15 protein-coding genes are annotated in these 15,257 nt (G+C 68.3%); 8 read left to right on the top strand and 7 right to left on the bottom strand.

What is annotated here, in order from left to right:
• Positions 1-63 precede the first annotated feature (63 nt).
• The 7 genes from ACIQCY_RS00180 to ACIQCY_RS00150 are packed head-to-tail and all read right to left on the bottom strand — an operon-like array spanning position 64 to position 7,253.
• Positions 64-1,182: a Gfo/Idh/MocA family protein gene (locus ACIQCY_RS00180; RefSeq protein ID WP_400481866.1), complete on the bottom strand. Its 1,119-nt coding sequence runs from the start codon at positions 1,180-1,182 to the stop codon at positions 64-66.
• Positions 1,167-1,862 carry a ThuA domain-containing protein gene (locus tag ACIQCY_RS00175; protein ID WP_400481865.1) on the bottom strand — a complete coding sequence of 232 codons (696 nt, stop codon included), beginning with the start codon at positions 1,860-1,862 and terminating at the stop codon, positions 1,167-1,169. The genes ACIQCY_RS00180 and ACIQCY_RS00175 overlap by 16 nt, the downstream gene beginning before the upstream one ends.
• An 18-nt stretch (positions 1,863-1,880) precedes the next feature.
• Positions 1,881-2,930 (bottom strand): sugar phosphate isomerase/epimerase family protein, encoded by a 1,050-nt coding sequence (locus ACIQCY_RS00170; protein ID WP_400481864.1) that lies wholly within the window; start codon positions 2,928-2,930, stop codon positions 1,881-1,883.
• Positions 2,923-4,104, bottom strand: coding sequence for a Gfo/Idh/MocA family protein (locus ACIQCY_RS00165; protein WP_400481863.1), 1,182 nt, complete (start codon positions 4,102-4,104; stop codon positions 2,923-2,925). The genes ACIQCY_RS00170 and ACIQCY_RS00165 overlap by 8 nt, the downstream gene beginning before the upstream one ends.
• Positions 4,105-4,126: 22 nt before the next feature.
• Entirely contained in the window at positions 4,127-5,017 is an 891-nt protein-coding gene (locus ACIQCY_RS00160; protein ID WP_400481862.1) for a carbohydrate ABC transporter permease, read from the bottom strand.
• 2 nt (positions 5,018-5,019) lie between these two features.
• The gene (locus ACIQCY_RS00155) at positions 5,020-5,907 is read right to left on the bottom strand and encodes a carbohydrate ABC transporter permease (protein WP_400482420.1); all 888 of its coding nucleotides are present in this window, start codon (positions 5,905-5,907) and stop codon (positions 5,020-5,022) included.
• Positions 5,908-5,933: 26 nt separating this feature from the next.
• Complete coding sequence (locus tag ACIQCY_RS00150) at positions 5,934-7,253, bottom strand: extracellular solute-binding protein (RefSeq protein ID WP_400481861.1); 1,320 nt, start codon at positions 7,251-7,253, stop codon at positions 5,934-5,936.
• Between the two features lie 278 nt (positions 7,254-7,531).
• Here ACIQCY_RS00150 and ACIQCY_RS00145 point away from each other — a divergent pair, with 278 nt between their 5' ends.
• The 8 genes from ACIQCY_RS00145 to ACIQCY_RS00110 all read left to right on the top strand — a co-directional run bounded on the left by ACIQCY_RS00145 (position 7,532) and on the right by ACIQCY_RS00110 (position 15,150).
• Positions 7,532-8,563, top strand: a complete 1,032-nt coding sequence (locus ACIQCY_RS00145; protein WP_400481860.1) for a LacI family DNA-binding transcriptional regulator — start codon at positions 7,532-7,534, stop codon at positions 8,561-8,563.
• Between the two features lie 101 nt (positions 8,564-8,664).
• A complete protein-coding gene (locus ACIQCY_RS00140; RefSeq protein WP_400481859.1) occupies positions 8,665-10,407 on the top strand; it encodes a dihydroxyacetone kinase family protein in 1,743 nt (580 codons plus the stop codon).
• A 9-nt stretch (positions 10,408-10,416) separates the two neighbouring features.
• Entirely contained in the window at positions 10,417-10,872 is a 456-nt protein-coding gene (locus ACIQCY_RS00135; RefSeq protein WP_400481858.1) for a ribose-5-phosphate isomerase, read from the top strand.
• Positions 10,873-10,879: 7 nt separating this feature from the next.
• Positions 10,880-11,668 (top strand): triose-phosphate isomerase family protein, encoded by a 789-nt coding sequence (locus ACIQCY_RS00130; RefSeq protein ID WP_400481857.1) that lies wholly within the window; start codon positions 10,880-10,882, stop codon positions 11,666-11,668.
• A complete protein-coding gene (locus tag ACIQCY_RS00125) occupies positions 11,649-12,365 on the top strand; it encodes a GntR family transcriptional regulator (RefSeq protein WP_400481856.1) in 717 nt (238 codons plus the stop codon). The genes ACIQCY_RS00130 and ACIQCY_RS00125 overlap by 20 nt, the downstream gene beginning before the upstream one ends.
• A gap of 101 nt (positions 12,366-12,466) precedes the next feature.
• A complete protein-coding gene (locus ACIQCY_RS00120) occupies positions 12,467-13,411 on the top strand; it encodes a sugar phosphate isomerase/epimerase family protein (protein ID WP_400481855.1) in 945 nt (314 codons plus the stop codon).
• Positions 13,408-14,361, top strand: coding sequence for a 3-hydroxyacyl-CoA dehydrogenase family protein (locus ACIQCY_RS00115; RefSeq protein WP_400481854.1), 954 nt, complete (start codon positions 13,408-13,410; stop codon positions 14,359-14,361). The genes ACIQCY_RS00120 and ACIQCY_RS00115 overlap by 4 nt, the downstream gene beginning before the upstream one ends.
• A gap of 18 nt (positions 14,362-14,379) precedes the next feature.
• A complete protein-coding gene (locus ACIQCY_RS00110) occupies positions 14,380-15,150 on the top strand; it encodes an SDR family NAD(P)-dependent oxidoreductase (protein ID WP_400481853.1) in 771 nt (256 codons plus the stop codon).
• Positions 15,151-15,257: the final 107 nt, after the last annotated feature.

The following is a 15,257-nucleotide window of genomic DNA, read 5'->3' as shown; positions in this document are numbered from 1 at the left end:
CCGATCGGTGATCGCCGACCGGGTGCCGGCCATCGCCCGTTCCGGGCGACGGGGATGCCGTCCTCAGCGGAGCGCGGATGCTGCCAGATCGGACAGCGTCGTGAGGGGGACCTCCCTGGGTCGCTCGGCGGTGCTCCGGACGGGGATGGAGATCCCGCCCACCGTCGACTGCAGGAGCGACTCCATGACGTCGAGGACGTGGTAGGCGAGGTCACCGTTCGCGCGGTGCTGCTCTCCGGCCGGAGTCAGGGCCATGTCCGCGAGGCCGTAGCCGCGGCCCGCCCCGATGTAGCCGGCGCTCGCGGGCAGGACCTCCCACCCGACCTCCCGGTTCGGGAGGGTGCAGATCGACACCTCGCCGTCGAAGTAGTTCGGGTCGGGGACCGTCAGGCTCGCGAGTTCACCGTGGATCTCGATGTTGGAGGACCGCGTCTGGACGGCGTCGAAACTCATGACCAGGGTGGAGAGGGCGCCGGACTCGTGGACCAGCACCCCCGTGACGTGCGTGTCGATGGAGACGGGTACGGATTCGCCGGCACGCGGACCGGATCCGATGGTCCGCTCCTTCCGCGTGTGGCTGGCCGCACCGATGACGGACGTGACCGGCCCCAGCAGGGTGACCAGCGCGGTGACGTAGTACGGGCCCATGTCCAGCAGGGGTCCGCCACCGGGAACGTAGTAGAAGTCCGGGTTGGGGTGCCAGCGCTCATGGCCGGGCGTGACCATCGTCGCGGTGGCCGAGATAGGACGGCCGATCAGGCCGTCGTCGATGGCGTGGCGTGCCGTCTGGATGCCCGTCCCGAGCACGGTGTCAGGAGCGCAGCCCACCCGGACCCCGGCGGCCTGCGCGAGGGCGAGTACCTCCCGGGCCTCGGTCGTGTTCGCTGCCAATGGCTTCTCGCCGTAGACGTTCTTGCCGGCGGCGATGGCCCGGGAGGCCACCTCCGCATGAGCGGCAGGAATGGTGAGGTTCAGGACGGTGTCGATCCCGGGATCGGCCAGCAGTTCGTCCACGGTCAGTGCCCGCACGCCCTCCTGGGAGTCCGCGACGGCTTGCGCCCTGCCCGGGTCCAGGTCGGCCACCGCCCTCAGGTTCACCGATTCCAGCGACGGCAGGGTCTTCAGGTACTGGGCCACGATCGCTCCGCAGCCGATGATTCCGACGTTCAACGGCTCGCCCACAGCAAACCCCTTTCGATGATGGTGCGTACATTCGGGTCGTCGAGGATCTCGACGCGGTGTCCCGGGGTGGAGACGAAGATCCGGCCGCTTCCCCACTGCCGTGTCCAGATGGCGGGCGAGGTGACCGGGCGGTGCCAGGGATCCCACTCGCGGACCGCCTGGGTCGTGGTCGCCAGGACGTCGATGTAGTCGTCCGCGAGCACCCAGTACTGTTCCGTGACGAGGTCGAAATCACCGATCCCGGCGGTGATCGGATGATCCGCCGCGGCCGGCAGCATGGTGACCCGGTACGGCACGTAGTTGTCGGACTGCTCGCCGATCCTCTCGTCCGGATGCTTGCCCGGATGGCACGCGAACTGCCCCCCGATGAGGTGGAGGTAGTCGGACTCGTTGCGGTACGAATCGGCGATGCCGCCGTGCCAGCCCGCGAGTCCGGTCCCCGCCTCGACGGCCGCCCGCAGTCCGGCGAACTCGTCCTTCTCGATGGTGTTCATCGTGTTGCACTGCAGGATCAGGTCCACCGTGGACATGTAGTCCGCATCCGCGTAGATCTTCGGCGACTCCTCGATCCGGACCTCGAACCCGTTGTCCCTCAGGAACGGGATGAACCGGTCCGTGGCTTCGATGGGCTGATGGCCGTCCCACCCGCCTCGGACGACGAGGGCTTTTCTGCTACTCATGGGGTCTCCTTCAAGGGGCTATCGGGCGTTGTTCGCGGGGGCTGAGAAGGCGGCATCGAAGGCGGCGGCCGGGGGCGCGATCCCGGCGAGGTCCCGCACGAGCCGCAGGGCCCGCGGAGCGCCGACCAGGCGGTCCATGCCGGCGTCCTCCCATTCGATGCTCGTGGGTCCGTCGTAACCGATGGAGTTGAGCATCCGGAACACGGGCTCCCAGGGGACGTCCCCGTGACCGGCCGTGACGAAGTCCCAGCCCCTCCGGGGGTCGCCCCACGGCAGGTGCGACCCCAGCCGTCCGTTGCGTCCGTTCAACTGCCGGACGGATTCCTTCACGTGGACGTGGAAGATGTGCGGAGCGAAGTCCTGCAGGAACATCACCGGATCGAGGTCCTGCCAGATGAAGTGGGAGGGGTCGAAGTTGAGCCCGAACCCGGGACGGTCGCTCATGACCTCCAGGGTGCGCCGCGTGGTCCAGTAGTCGTAGGCGATCTCGGACGGATGCACTTCGAGGGCGAACCGCACCCCCTCGGCGTCGAACACGTCCATGATGGGATTCCACCGCGCGGCGAAGTCCTCGTACCCCCGGGCGATCATCGATTCCGGTGCCGGTGGGAACATCGCCACGCACTTCCAGATCGACGACCCGCTGAAGCCGGTCACCGTTCTCGCGCCGAGACGGGCGGCTGCCCGGGCGGTGTCCTTCAGGACGCCGGCCGCCCGCTGCCGCACGCCCTCGGCATCGCCGTCACCCCAGACGTCGGGCGACAGGATGGCCTGGTGGCGTTCGTCGATCGGATCGTCGCAGACCGCCTGCCCGGTGAGGTGGTTGGCGATCGCGTGGACGGAGAGGTTGTTCCGCTCGAGGATCTCGAGCCTGTTCCGCACGTAGTCGTCGTCCTGCGCGGCCCTCACCGGGTCCAGGTGGTCCCCCCAGCAGGCGATCTCGAGGCCGTCGAAGCCCCAGCTCCCGGCCAGCCGGGCGACCTCCTCGAACGGCAGGTCCGCCCACTGGCCGGTGAACAGGGTCACCGGGCGGAGCGGGCGGCTTCCGGCCTGCCGTGCCTCAGACATGCTGCCACCCCGAATCGGCGGAGGCGCTCTGCTCGACGGCGTGCAGGACCTTCTGGACCCGCAGCGCCTCGTCGAAGGACGGCGACGGCGTGGCGCCGTCCGCGATGGCCTGCACCAGGTCCACGACCTGGTGGGTGAAGCCGTGCTCGTACCCGAGGCCGTGCCCCGCGGGCCACCAGTTGCCGGTGTAGGGGTGCACCGGCTCGGTGACGTTGATGGTGCTGAACCCGGCGGTCTCCGAGGGCTGCGAGCCGTCGTAGAACTCCAGGGAGTTCATGTGCTCGAAGTCGAAGGCGAGCGAACCGAGGGTGCCGTTGACCTCCAGGCGCATGGAGTTCTTCCTGCCGAGCGCGAAGCGGGTGGCCTCGAAGACGCCGACCGCTCCTCCCTCGAAACGCGCACTGAAGATCGCCGCGTCATCCACCGTCACCGTTCCCGTGCCGCCGTCGCTGGAGCCCTGCCCGCCGAGGCCCACCAGGGTTCCTCCGAGGGGGCGTTCGTGGACGAAGGTGGTGAGGAGGGCGGAGACCCCCTGGATCGGCAGCCCGGTCACGTACTGGGCCGCATCGATGCTGTGCGCGCCGATGTCCCCGAGCGCACCCGATCCCGACTTGCTCCGGTCCAGGCGCCAGGTCATCGGTGCGGTCTCGTCCGACAGCCAGTCCTGGAGGTACTGCGCCCTGACGTGCCGGATGGTCCCGATCCTCCCCTGCTCGACGAGCCGCCGGGCGAGGGTCAGGGCGGGTGTGCGGCGGTAGGAGAACCCGCACATGGCGAAGACCCCTTTCGCCTCGGCGGCCCGGGCGGCCTCGGCCATGCGTTCCGCTTCCTCGACCGTATTGGCGAGCGGCTTCTCGCAGAGCACGTGCTTGCCGGCCTCGAGCGCCGCGATGGCGATCTCGGCGTGCGTGTCCCCCGGGGTGCAGATGTCGATCAGGTCGACGTCGTCGCGCTCGATCAGGGCCCGCCAGTCCGTCTCGGTGTCCCGCCAGCCCATCTTCTCGGCCGCGGTCTTCACCGCCGCCGGGTTCCGCCCGGCCAGGACGGCGAGTTCGGGGTGGAGCGGGAGGTCGAAGAAGCGCGGCGCGGTGCGCCAGGCGTGCGAGTGCATGGCGCCCATGAAGGCGTAGCCGACCATCCCGACCCGCAGTGCGGGCTGTTCCGTAGGAGTCATCAGGCTGGAGTCCCCTTTCGATCTACTTGTTGAAGCCGGCGGTCAGTCCGCTGACGAGCTGGCGGCGAGCCAGCGCGTAGAGGACCACCAGCGGGAGGGTGGAGAGCACGACGGCGGCGAGGACCGCCGGGATGTTCACGCTGAACTCGTCCTGGAACGCCCAGAGCGAGAGCGGGAGGACCCGCTTGTCCGGACTCTGCGTGAGGATCAGCGGGAAGAGGAAGCCGTTCCAGACGTGCAGGGCGTTGTAGATGGCGATCGTGACCACCGCAGGGCGCACCAGCGGCAGGGCGAGGCGCCACATCATGGTGAACTCCGAGCAGCCGTCGAGCCTCATGGATTCGAAGAGCTCCCGCGGAACGTCCCGGAGGAAGTTCGACAGGATCAGCACCGAGATGGGGATGGCGAAGGCGATCGACGGCAGGATCAGCGCGAGCAGGGTGTCGTACAGCTGCGCTTTGGTGATCATGAAGTAGATGGGGATGATGGTCGCCTGCAGGGGGATGGCGAGCCCCATGAGGAACAGCGTGTGCGCGGAACCGATGATGCGCCCGCTCCCCCTCACCACCGCATACGCCGCCATGAACGAGACGATCACGGCCGGGATGACACTGCCCAGCGTCACGACCACGCTGTTGACGAAGTACCGGACGAAGTCCGCTTCCAGGACCGTCCGGTAGTTGGCCAGGGTGGGGGCCGTGGGCGGAGCCAGCGGGTTGGACCCGAAGAACCCTGCCTGGTTCTTCAGGCTCGTGATGATCACGTAGTACACGGGCAGGATGATCAGGGCGAGCCACACCCATCCCCCGAGCCCGCCCAGGACGTTGGGCGTGCTCCTGCCGAGCCGCTTCCGCTGCGCTCGCTCCTTCGCGTGCGCCGCGGTTCCCTGCGCCGTGTCCGTTGCCAGTGCCATGGTTATGCTCCTTCCAGCTGGCTTGAACTGCGGCTGTTGCCGCCGAGCCGCTGCAGCACCAGGGCGAGGCCCAGGCCGATCACCACGAGGATCACGCCGAGGGCGCTCGCGGCTCCCATGTCATTGGCCCGGAATCCCGTGAGGTACATGTGCAGCGGGAGGAGCCGGGTGGCATACCCCGGGCCACCGGCCGTGAGGACGAAGATCAGGTCGAAGTACGCCAGCGATCCCAGGACCATGAGGGTGGACGAGGTGATGATGGTGTATTTCAGCTGGGGCAGGGTGATGTGGAAGAACTGCTGGATCCGCCCTGCCCCGTCGATCTGGGCCGCCTCGTAGAACGACGCCGGGATCTGCCGCACGCCGCCCTGGTAGATGAGCGTGTGGAAGGGGACGAACTGCCAGGCGATGACGAAGATGACCACGAACAGCACCAGGTCCGCGCTGCCGAGCCAGTTCTGGGCGAGCACCGGGATACCGAGGCCCGGCCCCATGCCGAAGTTCGGGTCCAGGAGTGCCTTGAACGCGATGGCCACTGCAGCCGAGGAGAGCAGGAGCGGGACGAAGTACAGGACGGCCAGCAGGGCCCGGTAGCGCTGGTTACCCGCTGTGAAAACCCCCAGCAGGAGGCTGATCGGTACCTGCACCACGAGCGAGTAGACCATGATCTTCAGCGTGACGATCAGGGCATTGAGCGTCACCGAATCCGTGAGGGCCGTCCGCCAGCTCTCCAGGCCGGCCCAGGTGATGGCACCCAGGCCGTTCCAGTTGGTGAAGCTCAGGAACAGCACGCCGAGCAGCGGCACGACGGCGAAGGTCAGGAAGAAGACCAGCGCCGGGACGACCATCCAGGCCGAGGGGCCCTCGGCCCGCGCGCCCCGCACCTTCATCGCGGGCTTGGGCTTCAGCAGCGTGCTCATTTGCCCAGCGTTGCGTTCATGTTCTCGGCGAACTGCTCAGGGGTGATCTCGCCGATGAAGATCTGGTCGAGGTTCGCGAGCATGGCATCGCCCTGGGCGGGGCTCAGTGCCTGGTCCCAGGAGAGCTGGAAGCTCGGCGCGTCCTGCGCGAGACCGTAGACGAACTCCACGAAGTCCTTGTCGTCCGAGGCCGCGAGCTGGTCCTCGATGCCGTTGACGGCGGGAACCGCACCGGAGTCGATCATGGCCTGCGTGTACTCCTCGCTGAACAGTCCGTCCTTGAGGTACTTCAGCGCGGATTCCTTCTGCTGGTCCGAGGCGGTCGAGGAGAGGGACCACATGTTCGCCGGGTTGCCGACGACGTTCGCGGGATCACCCGCACCGCCTTCGACCGAGGGGAAGGTGGTGAAGCCGACCTCGCCCGACTCGACGAACTCCGGGGCGTCGTTCTTCAGGTTCTGGTACACCCAGCCGCCATGGAGCATCATCGCTGCCTTGTCGGTGTACAGGAGGGCACTGTCCGCGCCGGCGTCGGCCGCGATCGAGGAGAAGCCGTTGATGAACCCGCCGGCGTCGACCAGTTCCTGGATCTTCGTGAGGGCCTCGATGACGGCCGGATCGGACCAGGCGTCCTCTTCGCCGTCCAGGATCGCCTGGAAGACCTCCGGCCCACCGATGCGGTCCACGAGGTAGGACAGCCACATCAGGTTCGGCCACTTGGACTGGCCGGCCAGGGCGAAGGGCGCGATCCCCGCCTCGTTGAACGTGGGGACCAGGTCCATCAGGTCTTCCCACGTCTCGGGGGGCTCGACGCCCAGGTCATCGAAGACCTGCTTGTTGTAGTACAGGACGACCGGCTGCATGTTGTTGTTCGGCAGGGCGTAGGTCTTGCCGTCGATCACCCCGTTCTCGAGGACGGAGGGGATGTAGCGGTCCTTCACCTCGGGGTTGTCGGCGAGGAACTGGTCGAGGTCGCTGACGTGCCCGGCATCGACGTAGGACTTCAGCACTCCGCCGCCCCAGCCGTAGATGAACGTGGGCCCCTCGCCTGCTCCGACCGCGGTGCGTACCTTGGTCTTGTAGGCGTCATTGGCAAAGAACTCCTGGTTGATCTTGTCGTCCGCATTCGCCTTGTTCCAGTCCTCGACCGACGAGCGGAAGATGTTCTCACTGCTTCCGGTCAGGGCCCACATGGTGGGGGAATCGGAATCCGCGGCGGGATCGGCAGGACCGCTGGAGCCGCAGGCGGACAGGCTGAGGGCGAGGGTGAGGGCGGAGGCCGCGGCGATCATGGAGGTGGTTGTTCGCATTTTCATCAGTTCTTCCGTAAGTCGACTCAGGACGGGGCACGAGGGCCGGCTGAGGTGGGCAGGTCAACTCCGCGGGTATGCGGTCGCTGACCGCCACGCTGCGGAAGAGATTTCGAAATGTTTTCGATAAGAACAAACTAACAAGCGTAAAGTTACCTGCATCACATCTATCGGTCAATGCCCCGCGATTAAAGGCCTCGAACCAGGCACAACGCGCTCCGCAGGGCGCGTTCTGGCTCAGGCAGCAGGCAGACGACGACGGCCCTGGAGAGGATTTCGAAACATTGTCGGAAAGTGAAGTTCGGACGAGAGCCACCCTGGCGTCCGTCGCAGCCCTTGCCGGAGTCTCCACTCCGACCGTCTCGAAGGTCATCAACGGGCGTGAGGACGTGGCGCCCGCGACCCGGAAGCGCGTACTGGAAGCACTCAGGACGTCCGAGTACCAGCCCCCCGGACAGCGCCTCGCCCTTGCGCCTCCGACGTCCGTGCTGATCGACGTCGCCGTGGACAGCGTGACGACGGCGTACTACTCGGAGGTGATGGACGGGATCCTCGAGTGCGCGGAGATGCAGGGGGCGGAGATCGTCCTGTCGAAGACGGGGCTGACGCATCTCTCGGCCGGCGAGCGGGCCGAGAAGATGCAGGCGTCGGGACGCCGCGGCCTCCTCCTCGTCACGTCGCGGTGGTCTCCGCGGGAGATCAAGGACGTGAAGAAGCGCGGCATCGCGGTGGTGGTCATCGACCCCATCAATCCGCCCGGGCCGGGCGTGGCGAGCGTGGGTGCCACGAACTGGGCCGGAGGAAAAGCCGCCACGGAACACCTGCTCGGCCTGGGGCACACCCGCATCGCCTTCATCGGCGGGCACCCCAGCGCCGAGTGCAGCCAGGACCGCGAGCATGGTTACGTCGCCGCCCTCCTCGAGCGGGGTATCCCCATCTCGGAGGAGTACGTCCTGGCAGGCGCGTTCGATCCGGAGACGGGGCGGCGGAGCCTGGCCCGGTTCCTTGCCCTGGAGAATCCGCCCGAGGCCATCTTCGCGGCCTCCGACAGCATCGCGCTGGGCGTGCTCGCCGAGGCGCACGCGAGGGGGATCGGGGTTCCAGGAGAACTGAGCGTGGTCGGTTTCGACGGGACGTACCTCAGCGAACAGTCGTCGCCGCAGCTCACCACCGTCGCGCAACCGCTGCGGGACATGGGCCGGACGGCCGTCCGTGCGCTCCTCCGGGAGATGGGCGGGGAGCAGCCCGATTCCACCCGGGTGGAACTGGCCACACACCTGATCGTGCGATCGTCGACGGCGCCACCGAGGTCCTGATGCCCCCCCGGGAAGCACGAGTCCCGACGGTGACCCCCTGCTGGATCAGGCGCCTCCCGCCGGTTATCCTATAGAATCTACGAAAATCGGAAGGGATCGCAATGACGCGTCTGTTCAATGAACCGGAGAACTTCGTCGACGAGATGATGGGCGGATTCGCGGCCGCCGCCTCTCGCTGGGTCCAGCAGATTCCCGGAGGCGTGGTGCGCGCGGGCCGGCCAGCAGAACCGACGGTCTCCCTCGTCATCGGGGGCGGCAGCGGACACTATCCCGCCTTCGGGGGGCTCGTGGGTCCGGGCCTGGCGCACGGAGCGGTGATGGGCAACCTGTTCGCCTCACCGTCGGCACACCAGGTGCGCACCGTCGCACGGACGGCGGACCAGGGCCGGGGCGTCCTCCTGTCCTACGGGAACTACGCGGGCGACGTCCTGCACTTCGACGAGGCCCAGGCCGAACTGCGCGAGGCAGGCATGGATGTCCGCACGGTCACGGTGACCGACGACATCATCAGCGCACCGCGGGGCGAGGAACACAAGCGCCGCGGGATCGCCGGGGACCTCACCGTGTTCAAGGTGGCCGGCGCGGCCTGCGAACAGGGCTACGATCTCGACGGCGTCGAGCGCGTCGCCCGCCTCGCCAATGACCGGACCCGCTCCCTCGGAGTCGCCTTCGGCGGCTGCACCCTCCCCGGTGCGGATGCCCCCCTCTTCGAGGTCCCCCAGGGGCGCATGGCCGTGGGCCTGGGCATCCACGGGGAGCCCGGTATCGACGAGGTGGACGTCCCCACGGCCGCGGGGCTCGCCGAACTGTTCGTGACCAGCCTCCTCGAGGAGGTACCGGACGGGGTCGACCCGGCGGACGCGCGGGTCGTGCCCCTGCTGAACGGCCTCGGCAGCGTCAAGTACGAGGAACTCTTCGTCGTCTACCGCACCGTGCACGAACTGCTCCTCGAACGCGGAATCAGCATCGTCGATCCCGAGGTCGGCGAACTGTGCACCAGCTTCGACATGGCCGGCTGCTCCCTCACCCTCCTGTGGCTCGACGAAGAACTCGAACGGCTGTGGACGACCCCCGCGGACACCCCCGGATTCCGCCGCGGGCAGGTCGCCGAGCAGCAGCGCGTCGACGTGGTGGTGAAGGACGACGCCGAGGAGATCGTCGGAGCCTCCTCCGCCGAGTCCCGCGCCTGCGCCGCGACCATCGTCACGGCCCTCGAGGCCCTTGCACGCACGGTGGACGAGCACGCCGACGAACTCGGCCGCCTCGACCAGGTTGCGGGTGACGGCGACCACGGGATCGGGATGCAGCGCGGCGCCCATGCGGGGCGAGACGCAGCACGTGCCGCCGTCGAGCAGGGCGCCGGCGCCGAGACAGCACTGCGGCACGCCGCCAGCGCCTGGAGCGACCGCGCCGGTGGCACCTCGGGAGCCATCTGGGCCACCATGCTGAAGGCGTTCGGAGCGGTTCTCGGCGACGACGCGCGGCCCACCCCGAAGGACCTCGCGCGCGGAGTATCCGCAGCCCGGGACGCCGTGATGGCCTTCGGCAAGGCGAAGGTCGGCGACAAGACCATGGTCGACGCCGTCGTACCGTTCTCCGACGAACTGTCGGCACGCGTGGGGGACGGGTCCGGGCTCACCGAGGCATGGGCGGGAGCCGCCGCCGCGGCCACGGCCGCCGCGGGAGCCACCGCGTCGATGCGGGCGACCCTGGGGCGCGCGCGGTCCCACGGCGAGAAGTCGGTCGGCACGCCCGATCCCGGCGCGGTGTCCTTCGCGCTGATCTGCACCACCATCTCGGACGTCATCAGTCAGGCACCGGGCGCCCGCCCGGAGGATCACTAGGAGGAAGACATGGCCCTCAGGCTCATCGTCGGTTGCGACGACGCGGGATACCAGTACAAGGAGATCCTCAGGCAGGATCTCGAGCAGAACGACCTCGTCGAGTCGGTGGTCGACGTCGGAGTCGGGCCGGACGGCCACACGTCCTACCCCAGGATCGCGATCGAGGCCGCCGAGCGCGTCGCCAGGGGAGAGGCCGACCGCGCACTGCTCATCTGCGGGACCGGGCTCGGCGTCGCCATCGCCGCCAACAAGGTGCAGGGCATCCGCGCGGCGACGGCCCACGATCCCCTCTCCGTGGAGCGGTCCGTCCTGTCCAACGACTGCCAGGTGCTCTGCATGGGGCAGCGCGTCATCGGCATCGAGCTCGCCCGCAGGCTCGTCCGGGAATGGCTGACCTACACGTTCGACACCTCGAGCGCATCCCAGGCGAAGGTGGACGACATCTGCGCCTACGAGGGCGTGTAGCACACGCATGCCGAGGTTCACGATCGGCTCGAGCCTCAAGATGTACTTCGGCCACCAGCGCCAGCTCGAGTGGACGCGCCGGGTCGCCGAAATCGCCTCCACCCACCCGGCGGTCCAGCAGGGCGTGGTGGAACCCTTCGTAATCCCGACGTTCCCGTCCATTGCCGCGGTACGCGATCTCGCCACTCCCGGGGGGCTGCTCGTGGGAGCGCAGGATGTGCACTGGGAGGACGCGGGAGCCTACACCGGTGAGGTGTCGGCTGCGGAGCTGGCGGAGATCGGGGTCCGGCTCGTGGAGATCGGCCATGCGGAGCGGCGCTCGATGTTCGGCGAGACGGACTCCTCCGCCGCGCTGAAGGTCCGCGCGAGCCTCCGGCACGGGCTGGTGCCGGTGCTCTGCATCGGCGAGGAGGAACGCGGCGAGTACGCGTCGGCGATCCGGGCGTGCCTGCGGCAGCTCGAGGCGTGCCTCGCGGTCACGCGCCGTGAGGGGGTCGGCGGAGAGCTGATCGTGGCCTACGAGCCCGTGTGGGCGATCGGCCGCTCGGAGCCCGCACCCGATACCCATATACGCGCGGTCACCGGCGCCCTGCGCGCGCACCTGGCCGATGACGGCCTGGTACGGCAGGGAAGGGTAATCTACGGAGGTAGTGCCGGCCCTGGCCTGCTGACGCGCATCGCTCCCGATGTCGACGGCATGTTCCTCGGCCGGTTCGCACACGATCCGGCTGCATTCGAGGACATCCTGGACGAGGCATGGGAGATTGGGTTCGGTGATGACAGCAGCACATTCTGACCGTCCGGTGCCGGATATCGACCGGCGCGGCCTTCGGGACCGCGTGTACGACCGGATCCTCGATATCCTCCTGTCGAGTGAGATGGAGCCGGGGGCGAGGCTGTCGATCGACACGGTCGCCAAGCAGCTCAAGGTCTCCCCGACGCCCGTCCGTGAGGCCATGGTCCAGCTCGAGCGCACCGGGCTCGTGACCCGCGAGGCACTCAAGGGCTACCGGGTTGCCCCTCCCCTCGGCCCCGCGCAGCTCGACGAGCTGTTCGAGGCGCGCATCATGCTCGAGGTCGAAGCGGCCCGGCTCGCGGCGCCACGCGCCGCCTCCTTCCTCCCCGCCCTCCGGCAGGCGCACGAACACCACCGCGAGATGGGCGAGAGGGTGACCGCCGCCATGATGAACGGCGATGTCCCGATCCGGACCATCCATGACTACTTCGACGCCGACAACGCGTTCCACCTGGTCGTCCTGGACGCTGCGGGCAACCGCTACGTGCAGGACATGTACGCCAACCTGGGCGCCCTGACGCACAGGATGCGCCAGGCCGTCATCAGGGGTACGAGCGATGTGTCCGAGGCTGCCGCGGAGCACGCCGCGATCCTGGACGCGTTCGCCGGCGGGGACGCGCAGGCGCCCGTCGAAGCCCTGCGTGCCCACCTCGAGGGCGTCCGCGCGCGTTCCCTGCAGGACTCCCCCGACTCCTGAGCCCCGGTGCACCGAAGCCTTGCAGAGGCAGGAACCTGCGTCTATATTTCCTATAGGATCTTTCCTCTTTCCTTTTCCCCTGATTGCAATGGAGCAAGAAGATGACGCTGCAACCCGCGTTCTCGGCGCAGGACTGGCCGATCGCCACCTGCCTGCACGGCATTCCGACGGTCAGCAAGGATGGCATCGCACTCCACGACGCCGGCCCCGAGGCGTGGGACGACATGTTCAGCCAGGTGGAACACGTCGGATTCGCGCTGGCCGAACTCGCCGACAGCCACGTCCGGCCCGCCGATCTCGAACCGTCCCGACGCGACGAATTCCTGTCCATCGCCGCCTCCCACGGCGTGCGGATCCCGTCCGTCCACCTGCAGCGGCAGAGCGTGATCATGCCCGGCCATGAGGAGCGCAACCTGGCCTACGCGCACCGGACGATCGACGCGGCGGCCGAGTGGGGCATGGAGGTGTTCTCCACCGGGCTCCACCAGCCCTTCAGCGAGGCACAGCGGCGAGCGCTCTGGTTCTGGACGGCGCCGGGCCCCAAGGACCCGGACGATCCGGAGGTGTGGCAGGCGGCGGTCGCCCGCCTGCGTGAACTCGGCCGGCATGCCGCCGACGTCGGCCTGAAGATGTCACTGGAGCTCTACGAGGACACGTACCTCGGCACCGGCGACAGCGCCGTGCGGCTCGTGGAGGAGATAGGCCTCGCCAACGTGGGCATCAATCCCGACATCGCCAACCTGATCCGCCTGCACCGCCCGGTGGAGGACTGGCGCGAACTCCACGCGAAGCTCCTCCCCTACGCCAATTACTGGCACGTGAAGAACTACACACGGGACGAGGCCGCGGACGGATCGTGGGCCACGAGCGTCCCCAGCTCGATGGAGGCCGGGCTGATCAACTACCGCCAGGTGATCCGCGACGCCGTCGAGCTCGGGTTCGACGGCATCTTCCTGTGCGAGCACTACGGCGGGGACAGCCTCGGCAACTGCGCCACCAACCAGACCTACATCCGCTCACTCCTGCCTGGGAAGAAGGACGCATGACACCGAAGAGAATCGCCGTCGTCGGATCGGGATACATGGGCGGCGGGATCGCCCAGGTGCTGGCCCTGGCCGGGCACACCGTGCGCATCGCCGACGTGAGCGCCGAGATCGCGGCGTCGAACCTCGAACGCCTGCTGGCCGAAGCGGAGCAATTCACCGCCGACGGCCTGTTCCCGGCGGATGCCCGCGAGCGCATCGAGGCGAACGTCTCCGCCGCCGACTCCATCGAGGACGCCGTGTCGGACGCGGAGTTCATCGAGGAGGCCGTGCCGGAACGCATCGAGATCAAGCACGAGACACTCCGGCGGATCTCCGCGGCGGCTCGCCCCGACGCCATCATCGGCTCGAACACGTCCACCATTCTGATCGCGAGTCTCGCCGAGGCAGTGGAGCGTCCGGAGCGGTTCCTCGGTGTCCACTTCTCCAACCCGGCTCCCTTCATCCCCGGCGTCGAGCTCATCCCGCACCCGGGGACGGACGACGCCATCATCCCGGTGGTCGAGGGGATCGTCGCCTCCACCGGGAAGGAGACGGCGCGCGTGAAGGATGCCACGGGCTTCGTGCTCAACCGGCTCCAGTACGCCCTGTTCCACGAGGCCACGCAGCTCGTCGAGGAAGGCGTCGCGACGGCGGACGACGTCGACACGATCGTCCGCACGACCTTCGGCTTCCGGCTCCCCGTCTTCGGGCCCTTCGCCATCGCCGACATGGCCGGGCTCGACGTCTACTCGTTCTGCTACGCCTCCCTGCAGACGCGCTGGCCCGAGCGCTTCGCGACACCCGCCTCGCTGAAGCAGCTCGTGGACGCCGGGAACTTCGGTACGAAGACCGGGTCCGGCTACCTCGACGTCCCCGCGGAACGCACCGCGGAGCTGATCGCCTACCGCAACAGGGCGTACGTGGCCATCAAGAAGCTCATGGACGAACTCGGTCCTGCACCCATCCACTGATCGCAAGGAGATTCCACCGTGGCATCAGCATTCCCCGACTCCAGGTCGGTCATCCTCACCGGCGCCGCCTCGCCGCGCGGCATCGGACGCGCATCCGCGCACTACCTCGCCGGACTCGGCTGGAACATCGGCGTCATCGACCTCGACGACGAGGCGGCGAAGGCGGTCGCCCGTGAGATCGCGGAGGAGCACGGTGTCACGGCAGCCGGGGCCGGGGCCGACGTGGCGGACGAATCCCAGGTACGGGCAGCCTTCGACAGCCTGGAGGCCGGGCTCCCGCAGGTCGTCGCCCTGGTGAACCTCGCCGGCGTCTCCAGCCCCGTGCCGTATCTCGAGGTCACCGCCGACGAGTGGAACCGCGTCATGGGCATCAACATGAACGGTGTCCACTACGCCACCCGGCGGGCCGTCGAGTCCATGGTCGGGAACGGCGTCGGACGGGTCGTCAACCTGTCCTCGGTGTCGGCGCAGCGAGGTGGCGGGACGTTCTCCAAGACCGTCTACTCCGCCGCGAAGGCCGGCGTCATTGGATTCACGCGGTCCGTGGCGCGTGAGCTGGGCGGGGCGGGCATCACGGTCAACGCCATCTCGCCCGGTCCCATCGACACGGACATCATGGGTGGCACGCTCACGGAGGAACGCAAAGCCGCCATGGCGGCCGACGGCGTCCTCCCGCGCATCGGCACCCCCAGGGACATCGCAGCAGCCATCGCCTACCTCATCAGCGAGGACGCAGGATTCGTGACGGGCCAGACCCTGAACGTCGACGGCGGCCTCTACATGCACTGACATGGGCGACTGGTCGAAATCCCGCATCCTGTTCCTCGCCGTCGGCGTCATCCTCGTCGGTATCGGGGCCTGGCTCATCTTCCCGTCCCTCGTGGGCTGAGCCGCAC

Origin of the sequence: Arthrobacter sp. NPDC092385 (assembly GCF_044755105.1) — a bacterium.
Taxonomy (GTDB): domain Bacteria; phylum Actinomycetota; class Actinomycetes; order Actinomycetales; family Micrococcaceae; genus Arthrobacter_D.
Note: the sequence above shows the minus strand (reverse complement) of the source record. Positions and strands in the feature narration are given on the sequence as shown.

Coding starts and splice junctions, on each gene's coding strand:
- ACIQCY_RS00165 (WP_400481863.1), bottom strand. CDS start 4,104: ATGACTCCTACGGAACAGCCCGCACTGCGGGTCGGGATGGTCGGCTAC.
- ACIQCY_RS00175 (WP_400481865.1), bottom strand. CDS start 1,862: ATGAGTAGCAGAAAAGCCCTCGTCGTCCGAGGCGGGTGGGACGGCCAT.
- ACIQCY_RS00150 (WP_400481861.1), bottom strand. CDS start 7,253: ATGAAAATGCGAACAACCACCTCCATGATCGCCGCGGCCTCCGCCCTC.
- ACIQCY_RS00115 (WP_400481854.1), top strand. CDS start 13,408: ATGACACCGAAGAGAATCGCCGTCGTCGGATCGGGATACATGGGCGGC.
- ACIQCY_RS00125 (WP_400481856.1), top strand. CDS start 11,649: ATGACAGCAGCACATTCTGACCGTCCGGTGCCGGATATCGACCGGCGC.
- ACIQCY_RS00120 (WP_400481855.1), top strand. CDS start 12,467: ATGACGCTGCAACCCGCGTTCTCGGCGCAGGACTGGCCGATCGCCACC.
- ACIQCY_RS00135 (WP_400481858.1), top strand. CDS start 10,417: ATGGCCCTCAGGCTCATCGTCGGTTGCGACGACGCGGGATACCAGTAC.
- ACIQCY_RS00160 (WP_400481862.1), bottom strand. CDS start 5,017: ATGGCACTGGCAACGGACACGGCGCAGGGAACCGCGGCGCACGCGAAG.
- ACIQCY_RS00130 (WP_400481857.1), top strand. CDS start 10,880: ATGCCGAGGTTCACGATCGGCTCGAGCCTCAAGATGTACTTCGGCCAC.
- ACIQCY_RS00170 (WP_400481864.1), bottom strand. CDS start 2,930: ATGTCTGAGGCACGGCAGGCCGGAAGCCGCCCGCTCCGCCCGGTGACC.
- ACIQCY_RS00140 (WP_400481859.1), top strand. CDS start 8,665: ATGACGCGTCTGTTCAATGAACCGGAGAACTTCGTCGACGAGATGATG.
- ACIQCY_RS00155 (WP_400482420.1), bottom strand. CDS start 5,907: ATGAAGGTGCGGGGCGCGCGGGCCGAGGGCCCCTCGGCCTGGATGGTC.